Origin of the sequence: Roseburia lenta (assembly GCF_014287435.1) — a bacterium.
Taxonomy (GTDB): domain Bacteria; phylum Bacillota; class Clostridia; order Lachnospirales; family Lachnospiraceae; genus Pararoseburia; species Pararoseburia lenta.
Window position 1 is genome coordinate 518048 of the sequence record NZ_JACOPG010000002.1, and the last position, 22365, is coordinate 540412.

Sequence of the window (22365 nt, forward strand, 5' to 3'; positions counted from 1 at the left end):
CTAGAACTGTCCATATATAAAGGATGATGCATCGTAACCCGGACCGTAAACACCGCAGATCAAGACTGCAAATAACAATACAAGATAAAGGATCCAGCGGACCGGCAATGCCTTCTTTGCCACATACATCCGCACATCCTCTTTTTGCTTACCATAGGAGATCAGCCATACGATGACAGCTCCGATAACAAGAAGGAACCAGTCTGCACGCGATGCCAGTGGCAAAAGGGATGAAAGATTTGTCGGTTTAAAACATCTTGCCCACATACGAAAACCATCTTTCATGCTGGCAGACCAACTAAACGATATGCTGGCAGAAAACAATACAAAGGTACGGATCCGCTGCCAGAGTTTCCATCCAAAACTCTGTGTCGGGATATGCATCTTCTCTATACACCATTTACCAATCGGCTCTAAAATCTGCCCACCAATGATCATAAGAAAGAAAAACAAACCGGATCCGAAAACAAAGGTCCATGCTCCGCCGTGCCACAGACCTACAACCAGCCAAGTAAAAAACAGACCGATCCATGTCGTCATCTTCTTTCCCATTTTCTTGCCGAATTTCTTTTTCCACTTTTTAGCCCGCGTCTGCAAGCCTTTTGTTTTCAGGATTGGATACATGACATAGTCTTTTACCCAAGCTCCCAAGGTAATATGCCATCTTCTCCAATATTCGGATAGTGAGGTCGCATATAATGGTGTATTAAAGTTCTCCGGAAGTCGTATGCCAAACAATTCCGATGCCCCTAACACAATATCCATACATCCGGAGAAATCCATGTATAACTGCCATGCGTAACCGAGTACCCCGATCAACACACACCATCCATAAAAGTCTCCCGACCAGATCTCCTGTACGATCGGCGCCATACGATCCGCGATCACCAGTTTCTTGAAAAGTCCCCACAGAATGCGCTGCAATCCAAAACAAAAGCCCTGATAGTCAGCTCTGTTTCCCGCATACAAATCCTGTTCGATCTCCTGATACCGTGTGATCGGACCAGAGATCATGATCGGAAAGTAAATGCCAAAAAGGCAAAACTTCAAAAAATTCCTCTGCGGGCTGACAACGCCCCAATAGACATCCAAAATGTATGCGATATAACTTAATGTATAATAAGAAATCCCCAGCGGTGCTACTATCTGCCAAAGGAACAAGGTACTTTCCTTTCCCAGCAGATGAAGCAGGATATTGCCATTGGTCACAAAGAAGTTCATCTCTTTGTAATAAAGCAAAGCGCCTATCTGAAAAAGCACTGCCAGACAGGTAAGGATCCCTGCGGTATTTATCTTTGTAGAAACACCCTCCCTCTGCTGCTTGTCCGTCCGGATTGCCGCGCCATATGCCACGAGGATCTGTAAGAGTGTGACGACAAACAAACGGAGTGATCCACAGACCACATAAAAGAACAGACTCGCCCCAAGCAAGACAAACCAGCGTTTTTGCCGCGGCACCAGACAATACAGCAAATATATGACTGCCAAAAAGGCAAAAAATTTAAGTGACGTGATTGCCATGTCCTTCCCCGCCTACTTAGTCGCTCTCTCGATGATAATATCTACCATCTCACCTACATTTTTCATTTCATGTACTTCACCCATGGTAAACTTCATGCCAAACTGATTTTCAATCTCAACTACCAGATTGATATGCTCCAGGGAATCCCAATCTTCAATATCATCCGATGTGGTCGCATCGGTCAATCGAATATCTTCATCATCAAAAACATCCCAAAAAATCTCATGTAATCTTTCAAACACTTCTTCTCTACTCATCTGTTTGTTCTCCTTTTCTTTATCTCATGCCACCGGTAATGGCAATATTTTGTCCGGTAATCGCCTCTGCTGCATCAGACAAGAGATATGCCAGCATCGGCACCACATCATCCACTTGCAGATTGCGTTTCAAGGGACTTTTGGCTGCATTTTCTTCCACGATCAAATCCGGCAGATCACTGAGGAATTTGGTGTCGATCATCTCCGGGGAAATGCCATTGACTGTGATCCCCTTGCTATCATATTCTGTTGCCAGAGCTTTCATCAGCCCCAACAGGGCATACTTGGATGTCACATAAGCACTCTGATACTTAGGTGGCAGTCCCAGACAATAGGATGTCAGCATGAATACAACCCTGCCATACTTTTGTTTACTCATATGTGGCATAAAACTCTGTAGTATATGAAAAATAGATCTGACCGAAACTTCAAATGCCTGATCTAATCTGACCGAATCCATCTTGTGAAACCGCTCATTCGTAGTCTTTGGCGCTGCCAGATGCACGATATGGTCCGGCAGCCACTGTTCTTTTATCATCCCATCGATCATCGCCTGTACTTCTTTGGGATCTGCCAGATCTGCTTTGACCTTTTGGATCTTGCCCGGGAACTTTTGCGCAAGAGCGTCGATACTCTCATGACTATGACAATAATGTGCTACGATCGTGTCATACTGATCTGCTATTTGCAGGATCAATGCCTGCCCGACATCGGATGATGCCCCCGTGACAAATAAGACTTTTTTCTCTCTGCTCATTATAGCATGCACCCCGCTTTCAAAATACCTTTCGAAACTGTCTTACCTGTCTGGTTCCTGATCACAAACTTGATTGTCAGACGTCTGACAGATTCATGTATTTCCTTCACTGTGCCACTAATAGTCAGCTTATCTCCTATGTAGACCGGACGTGCGAAATCAATCTCCACGCCATGGATCAGGCAGTATTTCCCCGGCAGGTAGACACCTCCCAGCGTAGATATCTGCGATGCGATCAACATGCCATAAACCACACGATCTTCATATCCTCTGGCTTTGGCAAATTCTGTATCGTTATGTAAAGGATTGACATCACCGGATATATCCCGGAACTTATCCATCATTTCCCGGGTGATCTCAACTTGAAAAGATTCACTCAGACCCAGACTTATTTCTTCAAACCGATATTCTTTCATCTGTTTTCTCCCTTAGTAAACTCAAGACCAAAACACATGCGGCAAACACACTGACTACCCATTCTCTCCACTCCAGATGTGGATGCAAAGATGCATGATTATTGACAACCACATACCAGAGGATCGGCGAACATGCTACGAGAAATGAAATAAGGACTGTTATCTTTTGAAAGAACGGTTTTTGCTTTTTATACAACATATAGGCGATCACACCGACCAGGAAGATCACTCCAAGCAGGACTGTCGTCCATCCGACAAAAGCATGAAAATTAATGCGGAGTGCCGCCATAGGGCCAATCGCCATCCCATACTGATTGTCTCCAAAGTTGTCACCGGTTCCTGTTCTTCGCAGTACATTGATCCAGCCGTCTCTTAAAATATCTTCATGGGTAAAGGCAGTTGCCCAGATCCACTTCATAAACCACAATCCGGCATAGCCGATCAAAAAGGAAACTCCCTTGCCCACGATCTTCTTTACATTCTGTAAAAATCCGTCCTCACGATATAATAGATAGTAAGTCAGAACCGGAATGGCAAAGGCAACCAGCGGATAGGTCAAAAAGTCAAAGAATGCCACCAGCATACCATCGATCAGGAATATGTAAGGGATCTGTTTTTCCTTTTTGCAATACAAAAGTAAGAGCATGGTCAACTGCATGGCATAATAGATGGTAGACAACTGAAAGGACTGCGCAATCGCAACCGGATTCATGGCAATGATAGTTACCGCATACGCAATACAATATTTTCCCAATCTCTTATAGAGCAGGCAGAAGATCCATCCTGTCAAAAAGACCATAAGCATAGCATGCAGATAATAGATGTCCTGCACATTCATAAACATCAGAAGCGGTTTCAAAAATACCAGATAGCCATGCCAATATCTGGCATAGTTGACATAAGACAGATCGCCTTGCGCATCATTTGCATAGTTCATCAAGGTATCTGCCCAATCTCCCCACTGATTTTCCAGATATGCCCCGGACGGACACAGTAGGGCATCCTGCAATGAACCGTTGAAATCCGGTGCGATGGCTTCTAATAACATAATAATGTTGGTGTCTGTATCGTAAGTATCATAAAAATTGGAAATACTCATATTGTAATCATCATTTTGCAAACGGATCGTATTGTCTGATTCGATAACATGCTCTACCATGCGATTTCTTGGCAATTTATAGACAAGGCATAAAAGCCCCACCAATACTATACTGCTAATGACTACAATCCCTATCATTTTAATCAATACTTGGATGTTTTGCTTCACTTTCATCTTATCTGCACTCCACTGCTTTCTTTCTTCTATCTGTCCAGAACCATGCCAGCCACATTAATGGTGCAAAAACTGCCACCAGCCATTCTCTCCATTCCAGATGTGGATGCAGGGAGCAATGGTTATTCAATGCCACGATCCACACAATCGGAATGATTGTCAGTAATGCAAAGATCACAAACATTCCCGCTGCTCGCTTCGTAAAACCAGCCTTATGCCGGATCATATAAATGACCAGAACAACCGCAGCACATAGGAGCAGGAAGACCATAATCCTGACCGGTCTTGTGCCAAAGGCATGTAAATTTTCACGCATGGCTGCTGCCGGACTGATCTCCACGTTAAAAGCGCTATCCACATCCGACATCGCGCCTTTTCCTGTTCGGTGCAGGACACTTTCAATGCCCTCGGCGATCACGTTCTCATCCGTAAACAAAGATGCCAGGATCCACTTGCTTACCCACATTCCGGCGTAGCCTAATAAAAAGGCTATACCATAACGGATACTCGCAAGCAGATTATGTAACAGGTCTTGTTCTGAGAATACCAGCACAAAACAAAGAGGAACCACGAATGCCACCGGCGGATAAGTAAGGAAATCCAAAAATGCCAGAATAATACCATCGATCACAAAGGCATACAGGAAAAGATGTTCCCTTTTTTCCTTGTCATCCCAGCAAAGTACCATTATACATGTAAGGATCATCGCATAGAAGACACTCGAAAGTTGAAATGACCTCGCAATATAAGGCGGATTAAAAAGTGCAAGCAGGACAAGAAACGGTCCAACGTATGCTTTTTCTTTTTTATAGATCAAAAGCAGAGTGGCAAAACACAAGCCACATAAGATCAAGGTATTGATCTGATAAATCTCATTCAGGTTAAAGAAAACAAACATGGGTTTCAAGAACAGTACAAAACCGTGCCAATAACGCGGATAGGTCAATTTATTATCCTCACTATAGGCTTTCGCATGTGCATCATTTTGCAGAGTATTGACCCAGTCTCCAAAGAAATCCCGGATATAATTGGAACTCGGTGCCAGCAAGGCATCCTGGAAAGCCGTGTGTTCTCTCGGCGCGATCACCTCTTCTAAGGTAATGATATTGGTCTTGGTATCATATACATACCCGTCTATATTCGCGTTGATATTATTGTCATCGCACAGGGCATATAAAAGATTTTCTGACTCCTCTATATGTTTTACAAAAAGATCGCGCGGTATCATATACGCAAGCGTCAGCAAGAGTATTGCTGCGATGGCACACCCTATCACAAGCCCTATTGATTTGACATAATCTTTGATCCACTCTTTCAATTTCTTTACCTCGTAAATTCTATGATCGACTCTGCATCGATGAAGTCATTGGATACCATCCAGAATGTCAGAATGATCAATGGATAGATCACAACAACCGGCTCTAAAACCACTTTTTCTTTGATCCACAGTCGAAATGTATTCCATGATGTCTGAAATGCCAGCTCCTGACAATACAGGATCAACAGCAGTAACAGGTAATATACAAAAGCATATATGACCGCCCGGCAATAATCGCCCAGATAAGCCCACAGCAAAAAGCCCGGAACGGAGCCAAGACCACACAAAAGATAAGCCAGTCTGTGCCGTCCATCTGTCTGTTCTTTTATCAGAGAGGCAAAAAATTGAAAGATGGCATAAGTATATGGCAGAAACAAAAGAACAATGACCAGGAAGCGTTTCCCTGAAATACGCCCCTGCACATCTGCTGCAAATCCATAAGTTTCCTTTGCCAGAACAAATGCCACGAAAGCCATAACGACCATCCCTGCCGCCTGCACCATATTTCTCTTGTTATCCTCACACATGCCCTTTGCCAATACTGCCGCGAACAATAATGCTCCACCGGAAAATACGATCATCGGACAGATATATGCGGCAAGCAGGATGCCCGGCAGGACAATACCATCACATCTTCCGTTCAAAAGTGCCACAATGCATAAGAGTATGATGACCCACGCGTACAGATCCGGTGATCCCATATAACTGTCGCAGATAAACATCGGCATCAGGCATACGGCAAGCAGCGTTGCCATATAATAGATCCCGCTTCTATTTTCTTTACTGACTTTGCGCAGCGCCTGCCCAGCCACTCCGATCAAAATAAGGAAAAATACTGCCGTCATCCCCTGTATGATACGTCGGTTCCCCAGAATGGATAGTGCCCACAGGTGCTGCATCATATTTTCATTGTAATAACGCAAGACACACAGAAAACCAAAACCTGCCAAAGCAAGCAGAAAGGTCATATCTTTTTTTTGTAATTTATCTTTCATCCAAATCACCTCATCCTCTAGTAGAACAATATGCCCTTACTTTGCATAAAGCGCTGTAAGCCCTTGACTAACATGTCAATATCCACATCCATATAAGGGACAGTCAATACTACCAGAGTAAAATATACCAACCATGCAGGATGTTTTTTTACTCTATCTACGACAACTTTTGTTTCTTCCGTAACCAGTGGATCCCGCAAGATCAACATTGCCAGAATAATAAGCAGATAGTAAGTAACCACTGCCAGAATCCAGCGACCATAATCTACCTTCAAGAGCATATCCGGTAAAATAGTCAGGGAACCGACCGCTACCGCAAGATATTTTAACTTGGCAAACAGGTCGTCCGCTTTCTTGATGATCCTTACAAAAGCCCTTGCCAGAACAACGATTGCCGGCAAAAGTATCAGCAGATAAAGGACTAATTGCACATGGTTCATATATACAAAATCCGTCTCCGCACCGGAAACATCAATGCCTAAGACCTCATGGTACAAGAGGGTTGTATGATAGATTCCCTGATAGGAGACATTGGTCGCATCCCGCAAAACAGTCTCAAAAATGTCATTGCCATTGGTGCGGCTGAACAACTCAAACCACAAAAACATACCGGATCCTATCAGAAAGGTCAGGAAAAACAAAATGGTATTTTTCTTATTCTTTCGTGTCATCATATAATAAAACTGGATCACCAGGATCACATTAAAATACATGAGGACGAAGCCCTGATGGAACATGATACCCAATGCCGCAAATGGCAGGGACAACCATTCTGTCTTTTCATTCATCAATGCCATAAAGCCCAATAACATCATCCATACCATGCAAAAATCTACACGCAAGAAATTGTATGCATAGGTAAAGGTTGCTACCATGGCAATATGAAAGGTCAGCAAGATGTATTGCTCTGCCTTTGTCACCATGCCATTTTCCATATCACTCTTCTTTAAAACATGATAGGAAAAAAATAAAAGGAATACGATAAACAGGACCGTTACCACATTGGCAAATACCAAGGCATTCTGATATTGCATCATATCTACCGGTATCACCGCATCCAGAATATGGTAGATGGTTCCAAGCAGGGATCTTGATGTAAATCCATATTCATAGGACAGCGCAAGCATGGTCGTATTGTAGGATCTGACCCAGCCTCTGTAATTTGTAACAAAGGTTGCCAAATCCACAAAAGCCAGCATCATGATAAACTGTCTGATATTGTAATTTGCCTTTACAAGTTTCTCTTTCATTTTCCTCTTTTCTCCTGCGTTTCCTATTTTTATTGCCACGGAATCCATATATGCAGATGCATATTCAGGATATTAACGATCCTCTCTGTCAGCGGACAGATGCTAATATGCATGAGCGGCTGGAACAAAAGCGGGTATATCAACAATAAGACCGCATATGGATATTTGCTTCTTAGCCTGTCTACTGTCTGCCGGCTCACCTCTGTCACTGCCGTATCGCGCATTGCAAGCAGTGCCAATAATACGACGGCATAATAACTGATGATGGAAAAGATCCAGCGGCCATAATCTACTTTTAGTATCATATCCGGTAAAATCGTCAGGACACCGGCAAGCACAATGATATACTTTACCTTGTCAATCTTTGTTTTTGCCAAGCCAAGCAGTTCCCGCGCAAAGCCTAGCGCGATCAAAATATAAGGCAGCATAAACAGGCAGTATAATGGAAATTCCACAAAATTTTGCTTGTGATACTCCCATTCCTTGGCTGATAGGTCCACACCCAGGATCTCATGATCCACAACTTCAATATGATAATCAGCATCCGGTCCCATACTGCATGCCGTATCGATCAAGTGATCCGCGAATTTTTCTCCATCAATATGTGAAAAACCCTCAAACCAGATAAATAAAGCAGACACCGTAAGCATGGTCGCCAAAAACATGCCCAGATATTTCCGGCTGGTCTTATTTGAAAAGATAACCCTCAAGTCTTCCTGTCCCTTGACCGCATCCAGTGCTTTATATAATTGCATCGCCAGCACCATTCCCATATACATGAAAACATGTCCCTGATGGAACATCACGCCAATGGCAGAGAGCGGCACCGCCAGCCATTCTGCCTTTCCATAGACCATAAGAAGCACAGATAGCATACTGCACATGACACAATACATGTCCAATCTTCCCAGATTATACTCACTGGAAAACATAGGGATCGCTGCAATAAAATATAAGATGATAAAATACCGGGCACTCTGCTTTACCTTTTCGTCGCTCATTCTCAGACACTTCATACAAAAGAGGAAAAGTAATACAACAAAGACCAGAAAACATCCTTCAAAAAAGAGCATTGCCCAGCCGAAAGTATATAAATCCCAAGGCAGGATCCGGTTTAAAACACCATAAATCGTCCCTAGTAGCCCACGGGAAATAAAGCCATACCCATAATGAAAAGCAAGCATAGTCGTATTGATATTGCTTGTCGTTCCCGCAAAATTATTCCAGAATAGTACAAAGGTAAAGAGGATCATTGCCCATGTAAATTTATTTTCTTTTATCTTCATCTATTTCAATCTCCTCTTATAAAGAATCCAGTCTCCAACGTATGGTATTTTCCCGATCAGACGGACCAGCCCCCAGGCAATTCCCCAAACCAACAGATAGGTAAGAATCATTTTCAAATATAGATTGCTGTTCCACTGACTAAGCCACGGCATCATCATGAGTGCGATCATATTATGTATAAGGTAAATGCCAAAAGAATCCTGTGACAGACGCTCCACGAAGGAACAATTCTTTTGCACAAGAAACATCGCAAAACCAAACAGTGCCAGACTGAGCAAAACAATCCCCGCGTGGTCATACCAAAGACTCACGTTTTCTCCCCTTCTGTGCTGGAGCCATAAATAGCCCTCACATCCAGCCAAAGCGAAAATGCCTGCCAGACTGTATATGGTGTAAGCAGCTTTTTTGTGTTCTACCAACGCTGTATGCCACCTCTTGTATGCTCCGCCAATCAGCATATACATGGCATAGGTTATATGTTGCGCCATACTCTCTTGGGCAAAATTCTGCAGCAACAATACAAGTGCCCATAGCAAAATGACGGTAATGAGGCATCCCCGATTGGAAAGTTTTTTCCAAACCAGTGCAAAAACAGGCAAGAGCAAATATAACCCCAATATAACCGGCAGATACCAGGCATGTGACAAAACTGGTTCCTCTATAAATAATAATCTAAGAACAAAATCTTTCCATACAAAAGGTTTCCCTTGCACGCAAACAGCAAATACTTCGTAAATGGCAAACCATATTTCTGTTACCAGCAACAAATATAACCATTTATGTAAATAAAAACTTTTCCATTTTCCATCGCTATAGTCTCGATCTAGCAGCAGATAACCTGTAATCATAAGAAAGAGCGGCACGCCGCATCTGCCAAAGATCAGCAAAGTATATAGGATGATCTGTCTTGCACCAGACATCTCCTGATACCCCAGCCAAAACAGGCAGTTAACATCAATCACATGACACATGATAACCATCAGGATTGCTAACGCACGGATATAATCAATAAATAAAATTCTTTTCTTTTTCATTTTTATCTTTCATCCATATCACTCACATTTGCAAAAACATTTTCCGAATCAGCGGTACCCTGCTCACCAGACCAACCACAACGTAACATGCAAACGTTACTGCGAACGCTTTTATCAAATTCATGCCAACAAAATAATGGGTCTGCAGCCATGGGAAACAGGTTGTCCACGAAAATACCGCCAGTAATATGTAATGCGAATAATAAATTCCCAGTGTATTTTGTCCTATGTATTCTCCTATGATTTTACTTGCCAAATTCTCGCGGTCAGAAAACAAACTCTCACATATACCATACAGCCCTATTGTAACCAAGGCTGTAGATAATCTGACATAGCCAAAACTCAGATAAGTGTCTCCCCATATCAGTAAGCCGGTCTCACGGTATTTGATAAACATAAGCCCCATAAGTCCGATTACCAGACATATCCCCGATAAAGGCAATCGCCATCTATAGATCCGCCCACATTCTTTTCGATCAACGCCTTGCTGATATTCCAGTAAAAATGCTCCCAACAGGAAATAAAACAGCAAATTATTATTGTTGCCAAAAGTCAATATGCTATTCCATGCCTGCAATGGCAGTTCCCTTCCATGTATGATCTGTCCAACCAGCCAATTCACAGATGGAAAAAGGATACCTGTCAGACCGGATAGGATCATGATAAAGAATGTAATCTGCCTTCCCAGTGTACCGCCGGTAAACAGGAAATAGGTAATAGGATATACGATCATAAGCCCCAAATAGGCGATCATATACCACATAAGACCTGTATCCACGCCCTCGTAATCCTGTAAAAAGAACAGATACTTGATGCATGTCCAAAGGGAAATCCCGGTGATCTTTCCTGCAATCCTATAAACCACCAAATACAGCAAACGCCAGCAGACCAAAGTCATATACATAGATCCAAGGCGTTTCCCGTGTTTTTGCCATGTAAAATGTCGGCTCTGATGCAGTACTGCCCCCGATGCCATAACGAAACAGGGAACGGCTCCCCAGGCTAAGGTCATCATCAAATTTCCTACCACAGAATGATAGGGCAGCAAAACGCCATGACAATAGATCACCAGGAGCATACTGACACCTTTTAACACATCCAAATATACAATTCGACTCGTCTTTTGTTGCATAACTTTTTCCATAACCTCTACCGCATCAATACCTTGCGCAGCCCTGTCAGCTCGCGTCCCATCCTGCCCTCGATCAGACCGATCAGTTTTTCCATGAACTCTTTATACTCTACCGTTCTGCCATAAAGCAGCATCAGCAGGATATTATACATAGCCGTACAAACGACAAGTTTTAAGAAGATCTCCAGCAATCCGCCCATGACAATAAAACTACAGACAAAATAAGTAAATCCACCGACTGCCACCGCAGATGCCGTATAGATAGAAAACATCTTGAAGTAATGGCTGACGCTCTTTTCAAAACCGTGCTTGTAGGTGACCAGTGCCTCCACCCAGAAGCAGACACCAGCCGTCGATACAAAAGTACCGATCAAAACACCGACCAGACCATACTTGATGACCAGAACAATAGAAACCACAAGGTTTACGATCACTTCAAAGATCGGCTTGTAACGATCGTACCAATACAGTCCCATCGCATCACGGAAATTCAATGTCACCTTGCGCATACCGCTCATATAAAAGTTCAGTACAATCAAAAACACAACACTCATCGGGAAAAGATAATCTTTGCCCGCCCAGACCTCGATAAACGGATTGAACATGACAAGAAAGGTCACTGCCGCATAGGAATGGATCCAAAAGCCGATAAAATTCAAGGTCTTATAGATATGAAAAACGCGTTCTTTGTCATCCGTGACGCTAAGGTTTCCGATACTTGCGACAAAGGAACCCAAAATGCCATTGATGGCTGTATTGACACTTCCCAGAAGCATACGGTAATTGTCAAAAATACCAACTGTCACCAGACCGACAAAGGCAGAAATGATCAGACTGTCCGTATTGTTGACCATGACATCACCCAACTTGTGCATGAACATGGCACTGACATTCTTAAAGATGCTCTTCTGTGTTTCCTTGGATGGCAGAGACTTGCGATCCTTTTTCAGATACGGATACATCCGGTCGCATTTCCAGGCGATTGAAAGATTGGTCAGGATATTGCATATGATCTGCATCAAAAGATATATGATGAAATTTTCAAATACCAAAAGAACAATGATCTGCGCAATGAACTGGATGGTCATAAAGGCTGTCACATAAAGCGTACTGATATAGCCTTTTTGATGTCCGTCGATCAGCGCTCTCTTATAGCCCCATAAATAGGACACGACCGTATTCAACAGATAGAGCAGATAAATCCCTGTCAGCCCGCTGATCCCGGGATCGTCTGCAATAAAATATTTTAAGAAAGGAACCAGGCAAAGTCCTGCTACCGTGATAAAGCCTGCTACATAAGAGTAGAGTTTGCGGTAGAGGTTCATCAGCTCCGTGATCTCTTTTTCATCTTCGCGCGCGATCGGGCCATACATATGGTAGATCATGGCTGTTCCGATACCGAGTTCTGCCAGAGAAAGCACGGAAAGGATATTGCCAAACAATCCCTGCACGCCCAAATACTCCTGTGACAGGACGCGGATAAAGATCGTACGTGCCACAAAAGAAAGTATCAAATTCACAATATAAGAGCCCGAATTTGCCAGAGCATTTAAAAAAGTATTCTTTGTTCTCATTTCACCTATCCTTGTATGCCCGGACACAATGCTCCTAGCATATTATTAAATTATATTTTATCTTGATGTAAAATTCAACATTGGGTATGATTATCCTAAGTATATATGGGAAATATGGCAGATTTCTGCAGGAAAATGAGGGGTTTTATGGAAACAAACGTAAAAAACGCAAAAATCAGTGTCATTGTGCCGGTCTATAACACACCGACCTTACACCTGAACCGCTGCATTGACAGCCTGCTGCAGCAGGACTATACAAATACCGAGATCATTTTGGTGGATGACGGGTCTAGCAGAGATTGCTGCGCTGTTCTGGAACAAATTGCTACTCGTGATAACCGCATCCACTTATTTCATAAGGAAAACGGAGGCGTAAGTTCTGCCCGAAATTTGGGACTTAGCAAAGTAACAGGAGAATTTTTGACTTTCATGGATTCTGATGACTATTTAGACTCTCACGCCTGGTCGCTCTGTATAGGATCCATGCAAAGCCACGACTCCGATCTGGTCTGCTTCGGCTGGCAGGATCATCTTGCCGATGGCACTCTGGTCGACCACTGCATTACGCAAGACTATTCTATGTCCACTATTGCCAAACATTTAGAAGTCATGAGACACATAACGCCAATAGAAGAAACACTTGCTTCCGGTCAAAAGCGTGTATCACTCCCTCGCTCGAAAGAAAGCAATCAGCCTCTTGTCTGTGACCGTGAAACACTTCTGACCGAAATCGCCTCTGACAATATCCATTATGGCGGCGGCTATCCTTGGAATAAGATCTGGCGTACCTCTGCCTTGCGGGATGCGGACGGTTCCCTGCCTTTTTATGATGAGTCACTTACCATCTACGAGGACAAACTCTGGGTACTGGAAGCCGGTGCACGGATTTCCTCTGCCCTTATCATGCCTCATATCCTGTATCATTATATGTTTTTGCCTGGCAGTCTGACCCACAAGGACACGGACATCATCGACCGGCAGCCACTGGCATACAAAGCATACGACAAGATCCTGGATTTTCTGGAAAAGGATTTTCCGGAAGCCTATATCAGAGCCTACAACTTCTATTTTGATGTGATCTTTGATGACATCCATGTCTTAAAAGATGCCAGACATCGCAATCATTATCAGAAGCAATACACCGAGACCATGGCAACTTATAAAAGGCTATGCAAACGCATAGCCCCTCGTACCTTATATTATCCGGTCCGGTCACCGCAATTTTGCAGTTGGCTGAAGGAACGCACCCTTCCCTAAGCCTACCACCAACCCAAGCCCAGCCCGGTATTGATATAACCGGCAAGTTTGGCAACGACGCTGCAGATTGCCACATCCCAAAGCGGCTGGAAGATCAGCGGATACAAGAGCATGACAAGAGCCGCAAATCCATGTTTTTTGATGCGCTCCACCGCTAGGACAAACTGCCTGCCGACCGCCTCATCCCCCATGGCAAACAGTGCCAGCAACACAACGCAATAATAGGCGATGATCGCATACATCCAGCGTCCGAAATCCACCTTTAAGAGCAGGTCTGGCAGGATGGTTCCTGCCCCGATGGCAACAAAGATATATTTTATCTTATTTTTTTTCTCTGCCGCCTGTGCGATCAATCCTTTAAAAAAGCGCACCATAAGCAGGATATAAGGCAGCATCAAAAGAATAAATATCGGAAACTGCACCGCATTCATACGGTGGTATTTTACCTCACGACCTGTTAGATCGATCCCTAAAATCTCTTTATCCACAACGTCCTGATGGATTTTCCCGTTTTTACACAATTTCTTGGCACTTGCCACAATCTCATCATAGATACCATTGCCATTGGCATGAGCAAAAAGTTCAAACCAGAAAAAGAGAATACATGCCACCAGTAGGGACAAAGCAAAGATAGTAATGTATTTTTTGCGTTCTTTGCCCTCTGTCGACAGTATCTTATACATGAGCAGGACTAAAATGATGTTAAAAAACATAAAGACATATCCCTGATGCACCATAACGCCAAGGGCTGAGATCGGGATCAGAAGCCACTCTGCCTTACCTTGGATCAAAAGCATAGCCCCAAGAAGGCTTAAGAATACGCAATAAATATCCAGTCTGCCAAAATTGTAATGACTGGCAAACATAGGCACGGTAAAGATCGTCAAAAAGAGCATCAGATAGCGCATGACATCCAGATATTCTGCCCTGGCTCTTTTTAAACACAGGACAAAGAGCCCCAGCACCGTTGCATAAAAAAGCATCGTGATAACAAGCGTATAGCCCACACAAGCCTGATAGGTCATCATGTTGACCGGCAATATTTTATCCAGTCCCTGATAGATGGTTCCGATCAGACCTCTGGAAATAAAGCCGTATTTATAGGAAAATGCCATCATGGTCCCGTTGATTCGGTGTACCCACGCCTCATAATAACGTAGGAACAAAAGTGCCCCTAATAAGATCTCCACCAGAACAAATTCTTTTATTTTACGATTCTTTTCTTCCATTTTCTATCCATCCGTTTTCTTCGGTTTAAAAGTAAGCCCGTTTCCATTTTCAGATTCTTCCCTAGCCCGGCAGTTGCATACCCAGCACTTCCATCACCAGCGTCCGCAACTTGGATGTCGCCCCGGAAATGATCACATCATAAAAAGGCATCAAAAACATAGGGTACAAAAGAACGATCCAAGGCACCGGAATCGTTGCCTTAATCTTTTCCTTGGTCGTCTCCAACTGGTCTGCGACAGCCTTATCCTGCATGACCATCAGGATCATGGCCATAACGATATAATAGGTAAAAGTCGTAAAGGCATAGCGACCGAAATCTACTTTTAGGAGGTATTGCGGCAGGATCGTACATGCGCCCAGCAAAAATGCCGCGTGCGCCCATTTGCTCCGTGCATCCTTGCTCCGTCCAAACAGGCCTTTGAAAAAGTGAATCACGATCGGCAGATATGGCGCATACAAAACCAAAAATGCCGGGAACTCCGTCCGGTTCAGTGCATGATAACGCGCCTCTGAGTCATAAACATCTTTTCCCAGAATCTCATGCTGGATCACGGATTTATTGTAGCCTTTTCCGTTTTCCGAAAGTGCCTTTGCAGCGGCTACGACCTCTTTATAGATGGATGCCCCATTGCCATGGCTGAAAAACTCAAAGTATAAAAACAAGGCAGAAATGGTCAGGAAAAATCCTGCAAAAAGAAGGATATATTTTTTCCGCCTTTTCCCTTCTTCCGTCATGATCTTATAAAAGAGCGGCACCAGAATCAGATTAGCATTGGTAAAAACAAAGCCCTGATGAATACACATGCAAAGGATGCCAATAGGAATGATGATCCACTCGGCTTTTTCATCAAGCAGGGCAAAAAGGCAGATAAAGGTCAGGATATAGAGATATACATCCAGTCTGCCAAACATTTCTTCCGACCAGAACATAGGGAAGAAATAGATGGCACAGGCGATCGCCATATAATACATGTTATGACGATGTTCAGCTTTGACTTTTCGAATGCATTTTCCCAAAAAGACGATTACCAGCAGGCTAAAGAGCCAGGTGATCCCCCAGTTGAACCAGTAGACCGCCTCATAGGTCATCAGATCCAGTGGCAGGATCTTATCCAAGCCTGCCCAGATCGTCCCCAACATACCGCGGGAAATGAAGCCATACTTATAGGACATGGCAAAGAGCGTCGTATTGTACTCTGTCATGGTGTGCTTAAAATAACGCAGATAATAGAATACCGCAAATGCCAGCATGGCTCCGATAAACTGCCTGTATCTTTTTTTCTCAACTTTATCAAATTGCTCTGTCATTTCTACCTCAGTCTATCTACCATAAATTCAAAAATGTCTCATTGATCGGGTTGCTGATTCCTCGCAGCAGCCCATTGATATGCACATCCCAAAACGGTGTCAAAAGCGCCGGCAGCAAAAGCAAAAGGATGGCAAAAGGATATTTTTCTTTGATCTCTGTAAAAATGCCGGTCAACTCCTCCGCCACGATCCGGTCTCCCATGGCAACCAGTGCCAGAAAGATCATACAGTAATAGGAGATCAGGGCAAATACCCAGCGCGCATAATCGCATTTCATCAAAAACAGGGGCAAAAGCGTTCCTGCGGCAATGGCAAGAAAGCCGTATTTGAGCCGTTCTGTTTTTCCTTGAGCCCGCGCCTGGATCCGCCGGAATAGTTTCACCGCCAGAACAATATAAGGCGAGATGATGGCTATAAAAAACGGGATCTCGATCCAGTTCATCACGCGGTAAGGATATTCCACATCGGACAGATCAATTCCCAGGATCTCGTGATCGATCAGGGTATCATGGTAAGTCATGCAGTTAAAAGGCTTTGTCATCGCCTTAGCATTAGCGATGATCTCATCCACATAACGCACTCCATCCGTATGGCTGAAGAACTCGAACCACAAAAAGAGGGCAGAACATCCGATCAGGCTGACCAGAAGAATGACGCCATAATAAATGCGTGCCTTTTTTTCCTTTTCCGACAAAAGCCGATAAACCAAAAGGGCAAGCAGGATATTGTAAAACATAAAGACATAGCCCTGATGGTACATAACACTGATCATGGAAAGCGGCACGATCAGCCATTCTGCCTTTTTTGCGATCAGACACATGGTCCCGATGACGGTCAGCGCCATCAGATAGAGATCCAGTCTTCCGAAATTGCGCTTGTAGGCAAACATGGAAACAACAAAAACAGCGTAAAAGAGGATCAGATACAAAAACCTGCCCAGATACTCTTCCTGACACCGCTTCATGCACTGATAGCAAAAAGCAAAGAAAAGCACATAAAAAGCAAGCGTCACGATCAGCGTAAAGCGGAGCACCATAGCATAATCGATCATATTGACCGGCAGGATATGGTCTATCCACTGATAGATCGTTCCCGCAAGACCTCGCGATATAAAACCATATTTGTAAGAAAATGCCAGGATCGTCGAATTGTAAGGCAGCACTCTCTCGTCATAGTCCAAAAAGAAAATGGCGCATGACAACAAGATCAAAAGCCACATAAAACGGCTGATCTGCTTCTTTTTTGGCATTTGGCTCATTGTTTTTTCTATTCCCATGCTACAAACTCCATACACGCATACTTTTTCATATCTTTCACACTTCTACCCCTGCCATCACGAACACCTTAGTGCCTTTGATGGAACAGGCAATCTCCCTCATTCATAATCCATACGACCAACAGAGAAATGACAAGGTGCATGCTCCATACCGTCAGACTGCTGTAATTTAAGTCCAGATGACACAGACGGTTGATGAGTTCCATCCCAAGATCAGTCGCCATGTTCCACAAAAAGATCGGCATACAGACATTTCCCAGCCAGACAAAAGGTTTTGCCCCAAAGATCTTTCGCAGGATATCCACCTGACATGCCAGATAGATCAGACTTGTCCACACAAAAGCGCTGACATACCACAAAGTCCGCAAGTTCTCGTGAGTTTCTGCCAAGATCAGACTGCCGATCAATACCACACTTGCCAATATACAAGAAAACGTCTTGCCCCGCTCCTTGGTCTTTTCTATGATCTGTGCCAGTATAATGCCGGCAAAAAAACTAAAATAACCTCTGCCACTCGTACAGTATAAAAGAGGCAGTCCCAAGGGATGAATCATGAGGAAAATCCCCAATGCCATCATACCCATATAGGATACATTCTGCCACAAACGTCCTCTGACATAGCGCGTCAGCAGATAGTAAATGGCATAGCAGACAAAGAAAACACTGACAAACCAACTCGGTCCGTTGACCGCCAGCGTATCATTGTCAGAAATCCATCCTGTCTGCAAGCCCAGCAGCGATACCAGGAGTGCCTTGAGGGAATTTCGCACCCCGGCTCCATCCGGATGCAGGATATAGACACCATAGATAGCATAGCCGACTTTCTGCAAAAGCCAAGTTACCAAAGCAGATGCCATCATCATAGGATAGATCTTTTTCATCTTTGGCAGGATAAAATTACCCAGCCGCAATTCGCCCTCGGACAGACGTTTCTGATAGGACCAGTACAAAAGCAGACCACTGAGCATAAAAAAGATCTCAGACATGCAGACACCATAGCGTGCCAAAAATCCCATGACAGCCGCCTGTATGGGGAAACGTTCCGGCATGGTATGAAACAATTCTGTATAGTGAAAGATATAGGCGATCGCGCAGGCACTCAAGCCCCGCAGGCCTGTAATCTCATTTCGTCTTTTCTGTGTCATCTCTTATAACTCATTTCATTTGATCTATGTTTTCTGTCAGATTTTCTGCAAACAGCCTCTTGCCATCGTCAGTACAGGATATGCAGCCATTTTATCTTCTTTTGTGCCAGCAGGATAAGTTCTGCCAGCCCTATGGTCACAAGCAATACCGACAAATACAAGCCCGTCATATTCCAGACAGCCCCGGTATATTTTCCGAGCAAATACTGCAAGCCTTCCATGACCCCATAATGTATGGTAAAGATCAAAATACTAAGCCTGCGCATATGCGCACAGGCGCAATCCAACCGTTTCCTGCTCTGCTCTCCCATTTTTTCAAAGATGTCCACAGACAAAAGCCACTGCAGGAGGAAATAAGAAGTTGGGATCAAAAAGAACATAGCCCCAAAACTCTGTCCCAGTCCCTTGTCACGGATGACATAGGATTCAATGATCAGGAGTAAAAAACTGATCAGACTCGGCAGGGCAAAATCCCTGCTGTCGTTTTTTTGTCCTCCCAGTGTCCGTTTATAAGCGATCCACATGCCCAGAGCGCAAAAGAAAAATCCGTAAGTCAGACCATTTCCATACCAGCCAAAAATACCGTAGATGGCAGAGTCAAAATAACCCGCCACCTGCCAGCCATCGGTGATACTGCAATATTCCATCCTTGCCACCGTAAGCAAAAACCATGGTGCCGATAAGAGAAGACACAGTCGCGATCCTAAATATTTTGTCAGGATAAAGACCAGAGGCATAGCCAGCAGGAGGGCTGTCATAAACCACATTGCCCCATAATAACCGCTCAGCCAGTATTTTTTAAGCAGTGCCAAAAGCATCCCGCGGATATTTCCGCACTCCTGCCATGTCCGCGGCAAAACGACAGGCGCATAAATAACAAACCATGCGGTATATAAAGCCAAAATACGCTTCATGTAATGTCCCAGCATGCACCAGGACATCCCCTGTCTCAGATCGCCGGATATTTGTGCAAATATCTTTTCAAAAAATAAAAATGCTGTAATCTGAAAAAAGAGAGGGTCTGCGATACGCGCTATAATGTCATCATAGACAAAGGCTGTCTGTCCTGTAAAAGGACGCACATGAATCGCCACGACAAGAATTGCCATGACAAATTTTGCGATATCGATCGCGCGATACTGTTTTCTTTCTGCTCTTGTATTGGTCATTTTCTTATCTCTCGATCCATCGGCTTTCCTAACACTACTGAAATCCGCATTTTTTGCAAAAGGCATCAATGCCCCGCTTCCAGAGCGGTGCCAGAAATCCGGTGTATAACTTCTGCGCCACTATTCCTACAAGCAGACAGGTTGCCGCATAGACGACCAGCCAGCCCCAAAATCCTGCCACCGAATAGTAAGGATACTGCCCATTGATCTTGCCAAAATACCAATAGACGCCCATGACTGTCTCATGCAAAAGGAATACAAAGAATACACTCTTTGCCATACGATTGATAAGCGGCGACTGGCGGAGCCGCAATGCCCGGAAGAAAAAGAACACAGCAAGTCCCATGACAAATTGCAAAGGCGCATATTTGCCGATCAGATGCTTTACGACCAGATTGGCGGCATCGTCATTTGCCATGACTCCCGGCATCTTGACATACCAGGCGTAAAAAAACGTAAACAGAAAGCCTGTCATATAAATGCCAGCCATCCATTTCTTCCCTGTCGGAAAGATCCAGCGCCTGTAATCGTCCCTGCGCAGATAACCCATGACAAAATAGGTAAGCAGAAAAGCGACCAGATCATTGACAAAATTCATCTGTAGGGTCATGCCATTGATGACAAACCAGATAGCCAAGCCCAGACAAAGCATCCCATGCCAGCCGCGGGACAGCCTCTCCATCAGCCGGTTCAGCCACGGATAGACCAGGAGCAGGACCATATAAGGTGCTACGAACCACCATGCTCCACCCAAAATATAGTCTTCTACAAACCAGTTTCCTGAATGGAATCCCCAAAGCCCGCGAATGACAATAAAACGGATGACATAAAGCGTCAGCACCTGTGCGCCAAACGTCAAAAACCGCCGGATTACTGGGCGGTCTTTGCTTTCCAGCAGAAAATAGGATGTCAGAGCGATAAAGGCATAATCCGCCGTGATTGCTCCCCCACTGGAGAGGAACAATCCCGGTGCCACATTCTTATGATAGTCCATATAGAAAACACCATTATAGAGCATCAGATGGTAAACCGGGATCGTCAGCATCAAAAGAATACGGAGCAGTTCAAAGTTGGATTGCCGTTCTTTTTTCTCCTGCGTCATTTATTCTGCCTTTAACTTTGCCTCTCTCTTGGCAAGTTCTAAGTCATGCTGTGCCATGATGCGGCATAATTCTTCATAACTGGTCTTCTGTGGATTCCAGCCGAGTTTGGTCTTTGCCTTGGTCGGATCTCCCCAGAGGTTGACAACGTCTGTCGGACGGAACCACTGTGGGTTGACACATACCAGCATCTTGCCGGTTGCCTTGTCATAACCCTTTTCTTCCATGCCTTCACCACGCCATTCTAGTTCGATACCGTCATTGGCAAAGGCAAGTGTTGTAAATTCACGGACGGTATGCTGAACGCCGGTTGCGATAACATAGTCGTCCGGCTGGTCCTGCTGTAAGATCAGCCACATACATTCTACATAATCCTTGGCATAGCCCCAGTCACGCAGGGAATCCAGATTGCCGAGTTCCAGATGATCCTGTAATCCGCAGGCAATACGTCCTGCTGCAAGGGTGATCTTTCTGGTAACAAAGGTCTCACCACGTCTCTCAGATTCATGATTGAAGAGGATACCGTTGCAGGCAAACATGCCGTAAGCCTCTCTGTATTCCTTCATCATCCAGAAGCCATACTGCTTTGCAACCGCATATGGGCTGAATGGGTGGAACGGTGTGTTTTCGTTCTGCGGAACTTCCTCAACCTTTCCGTACAACTCAGAAGTAGAAGCCTGGTAAATACGGCAGGTCTTATCCATGCCAAGCATATGTACTGCCTCAAGGATACGAAGAACGCCAAGCGCGTCCACGTCTCCTGTATATTCTGCTGCATCAAAAGACACGCCTACATGGCTCTGTGCTGCCAGATTGTAGATCTCTGTCGGGCGGACTTCATTTACCACACGGATGATGGAAGAAGAATCCGAAAGGTCTCCATCATGTAAGGTAATGGCATTCTCAGCGATCAGATGATCGATACGCTCTGTGGTCGATACGGAAGAACGACGGATGATACCGTGCACCTCATATCCCTTTTCCAATAAAAACTCTGCTAAGTAACTACCGTCCTGTCCGGTGATACCTGTAATAAGTGCTACATTTTTGCTCATTGCTTGTCTC

At 44.3% G+C, this 22365-nt stretch carries 20 protein-coding genes; 1 reads left to right on the forward strand and 19 read right to left on the reverse strand.

Annotated features, from left to right (window positions below):
• The 12 genes from H8R94_RS06460 to H8R94_RS06515 are packed head-to-tail and all read right to left on the reverse strand — an operon-like array spanning position 1 to position 12815.
• The gene (locus tag H8R94_RS06460; protein ID WP_186854188.1) at positions 1-1521 is read right to left on the reverse strand and encodes an MBOAT family O-acyltransferase; all 1521 of its coding nucleotides are present in this window, start codon (positions 1519-1521) and stop codon (positions 1-3) included.
• 12 nt (positions 1522-1533) lie between these two features.
• Positions 1534-1779, reverse strand: a complete 246-nt coding sequence (locus H8R94_RS06465) for an acyl carrier protein (protein WP_118280504.1) — start codon at positions 1777-1779, stop codon at positions 1534-1536.
• A gap of 19 nt (positions 1780-1798) precedes the next feature.
• The gene (locus tag H8R94_RS06470; RefSeq protein WP_186854189.1) at positions 1799-2536 is read right to left on the reverse strand and encodes an SDR family NAD(P)-dependent oxidoreductase; all 738 of its coding nucleotides are present in this window, start codon (positions 2534-2536) and stop codon (positions 1799-1801) included.
• Positions 2536-2952, reverse strand: a complete 417-nt coding sequence (locus H8R94_RS06475; RefSeq protein ID WP_118280506.1) for a MaoC family dehydratase — start codon at positions 2950-2952, stop codon at positions 2536-2538. Before H8R94_RS06475 ends, H8R94_RS06470 begins: the two co-directional genes overlap by 1 nt.
• Entirely contained in the window at positions 2933-4225 is a 1293-nt protein-coding gene (locus H8R94_RS06480) for a glycosyltransferase family protein (protein WP_186854190.1), read from the reverse strand. The genes H8R94_RS06475 and H8R94_RS06480 overlap by 20 nt, the downstream gene beginning before the upstream one ends.
• A 1-nt stretch (position 4226) precedes the next feature.
• The gene (locus H8R94_RS06485; protein ID WP_118280508.1) at positions 4227-5543 is read right to left on the reverse strand and encodes a hypothetical protein; all 1317 of its coding nucleotides are present in this window, start codon (positions 5541-5543) and stop codon (positions 4227-4229) included.
• Between the two features lie 5 nt (positions 5544-5548).
• The gene (locus tag H8R94_RS06490) at positions 5549-6538 is read right to left on the reverse strand and encodes a hypothetical protein (RefSeq protein WP_178010140.1); all 990 of its coding nucleotides are present in this window, start codon (positions 6536-6538) and stop codon (positions 5549-5551) included.
• A gap of 17 nt (positions 6539-6555) precedes the next feature.
• Complete coding sequence (locus H8R94_RS06495) at positions 6556-7788, reverse strand: hypothetical protein (RefSeq protein ID WP_118280510.1); 1233 nt, start codon at positions 7786-7788, stop codon at positions 6556-6558.
• 29 nt (positions 7789-7817) lie between these two features.
• Positions 7818-9074, reverse strand: coding sequence for a hypothetical protein (locus H8R94_RS06500; protein ID WP_186854191.1), 1257 nt, complete (start codon positions 9072-9074; stop codon positions 7818-7820).
• Entirely contained in the window at positions 9075-10109 is a 1035-nt protein-coding gene (locus H8R94_RS06505) for an acyltransferase (RefSeq protein ID WP_186854192.1), read from the reverse strand.
• Between the two features lie 22 nt (positions 10110-10131).
• Positions 10132-11253, reverse strand: a complete 1122-nt coding sequence (locus H8R94_RS06510; RefSeq protein WP_186854193.1) for an acyltransferase — start codon at positions 11251-11253, stop codon at positions 10132-10134.
• 5 nt (positions 11254-11258) lie between these two features.
• Positions 11259-12815, reverse strand: coding sequence for a lipopolysaccharide biosynthesis protein (locus tag H8R94_RS06515; protein WP_178010147.1), 1557 nt, complete (start codon positions 12813-12815; stop codon positions 11259-11261).
• Positions 12816-12962: 147 nt separating this feature from the next.
• Here H8R94_RS06515 and H8R94_RS06520 point away from each other — a divergent pair, with 147 nt between their 5' ends.
• Complete coding sequence (locus H8R94_RS06520; protein WP_186854194.1) at positions 12963-14072, forward strand: glycosyltransferase family 2 protein; 1110 nt, start codon at positions 12963-12965, stop codon at positions 14070-14072.
• A gap of 2 nt (positions 14073-14074) precedes the next feature.
• On the opposite strand, the gene H8R94_RS06525 is transcribed toward H8R94_RS06520, so the two are convergent.
• From H8R94_RS06525 to gmd, 7 genes are all read right to left on the reverse strand, one after another.
• Positions 14075-15301: a hypothetical protein gene (locus H8R94_RS06525; RefSeq protein WP_186854195.1), complete on the reverse strand. Its 1227-nt coding sequence runs from the start codon at positions 15299-15301 to the stop codon at positions 14075-14077.
• A 61-nt stretch (positions 15302-15362) separates the two neighbouring features.
• A complete protein-coding gene (locus tag H8R94_RS06530; protein WP_186854196.1) occupies positions 15363-16610 on the reverse strand; it encodes a hypothetical protein in 1248 nt (415 codons plus the stop codon).
• 16 nt (positions 16611-16626) lie between these two features.
• On the reverse strand, positions 16627-17886 hold the full coding sequence (locus H8R94_RS06535) for a hypothetical protein (protein ID WP_186854197.1): 1260 nt from the start codon (positions 17884-17886) through the stop codon (positions 16627-16629).
• A gap of 68 nt (positions 17887-17954) precedes the next feature.
• Entirely contained in the window at positions 17955-19031 is a 1077-nt protein-coding gene (locus H8R94_RS06540; protein ID WP_186854198.1) for an acyltransferase family protein, read from the reverse strand.
• 68 nt (positions 19032-19099) lie between these two features.
• The gene (locus H8R94_RS06545) at positions 19100-20200 is read right to left on the reverse strand and encodes an acyltransferase family protein (protein ID WP_186854199.1); all 1101 of its coding nucleotides are present in this window, start codon (positions 20198-20200) and stop codon (positions 19100-19102) included.
• Positions 20201-20234: 34 nt separating this feature from the next.
• Complete coding sequence (locus H8R94_RS06550; protein WP_118280521.1) at positions 20235-21302, reverse strand: acyltransferase family protein; 1068 nt, start codon at positions 21300-21302, stop codon at positions 20235-20237.
• Positions 21303-22355, reverse strand: coding sequence for a GDP-mannose 4,6-dehydratase (gene gmd / locus H8R94_RS06555; RefSeq protein ID WP_118534995.1), 1053 nt, complete (start codon positions 22353-22355; stop codon positions 21303-21305). It abuts the gene before it with no gap.
• Between the last annotated feature and the right edge of the window lie 10 nt (positions 22356-22365).

Coding starts and splice junctions, on each gene's coding strand:
- H8R94_RS06460 (WP_186854188.1), bottom strand. CDS start 1,521: ATGGCAATCACGTCACTTAAATTTTTTGCCTTTTTGGCAGTCATATAT.
- H8R94_RS06465 (WP_118280504.1), bottom strand. CDS start 1,779: ATGAGTAGAGAAGAAGTGTTTGAAAGATTACATGAGATTTTTTGGGAT.
- H8R94_RS06470 (WP_186854189.1), bottom strand. CDS start 2,536: ATGAGCAGAGAGAAAAAAGTCTTATTTGTCACGGGGGCATCATCCGAT.
- H8R94_RS06475 (WP_118280506.1), bottom strand. CDS start 2,952: ATGAAAGAATATCGGTTTGAAGAAATAAGTCTGGGTCTGAGTGAATCT.
- H8R94_RS06480 (WP_186854190.1), bottom strand. CDS start 4,225: ATGAAAGTGAAGCAAAACATCCAAGTATTGATTAAAATGATAGGGATT.
- H8R94_RS06490 (WP_178010140.1), bottom strand. CDS start 6,538: ATGAAAGATAAATTACAAAAAAAAGATATGACCTTTCTGCTTGCTTTG.
- H8R94_RS06495 (WP_118280510.1), bottom strand. CDS start 7,788: ATGAAAGAGAAACTTGTAAAGGCAAATTACAATATCAGACAGTTTATC.
- H8R94_RS06500 (WP_186854191.1), bottom strand. CDS start 9,074: ATGAAGATAAAAGAAAATAAATTTACATGGGCAATGATCCTCTTTACC.
- H8R94_RS06505 (WP_186854192.1), bottom strand. CDS start 10,109: ATGAAAAAGAAAAGAATTTTATTTATTGATTATATCCGTGCGTTAGCA.
- H8R94_RS06510 (WP_186854193.1), bottom strand. CDS start 11,253: ATGGAAAAAGTTATGCAACAAAAGACGAGTCGAATTGTATATTTGGAT.
- H8R94_RS06515 (WP_178010147.1), bottom strand. CDS start 12,815: ATGAGAACAAAGAATACTTTTTTAAATGCTCTGGCAAATTCGGGCTCT.
- H8R94_RS06520 (WP_186854194.1), top strand. CDS start 12,963: ATGGAAACAAACGTAAAAAACGCAAAAATCAGTGTCATTGTGCCGGTC.
- H8R94_RS06525 (WP_186854195.1), bottom strand. CDS start 15,301: ATGGAAGAAAAGAATCGTAAAATAAAAGAATTTGTTCTGGTGGAGATC.
- H8R94_RS06530 (WP_186854196.1), bottom strand. CDS start 16,610: ATGACAGAGCAATTTGATAAAGTTGAGAAAAAAAGATACAGGCAGTTT.
- H8R94_RS06535 (WP_186854197.1), bottom strand. CDS start 17,886: ATGGGAATAGAAAAAACAATGAGCCAAATGCCAAAAAAGAAGCAGATC.
- H8R94_RS06540 (WP_186854198.1), bottom strand. CDS start 19,031: ATGACACAGAAAAGACGAAATGAGATTACAGGCCTGCGGGGCTTGAGT.
- H8R94_RS06545 (WP_186854199.1), bottom strand. CDS start 20,200: ATGACCAATACAAGAGCAGAAAGAAAACAGTATCGCGCGATCGATATC.
- H8R94_RS06550 (WP_118280521.1), bottom strand. CDS start 21,302: ATGACGCAGGAGAAAAAAGAACGGCAATCCAACTTTGAACTGCTCCGT.
- gmd (WP_118534995.1), bottom strand. CDS start 22,355: ATGAGCAAAAATGTAGCACTTATTACAGGTATCACCGGACAGGACGGT.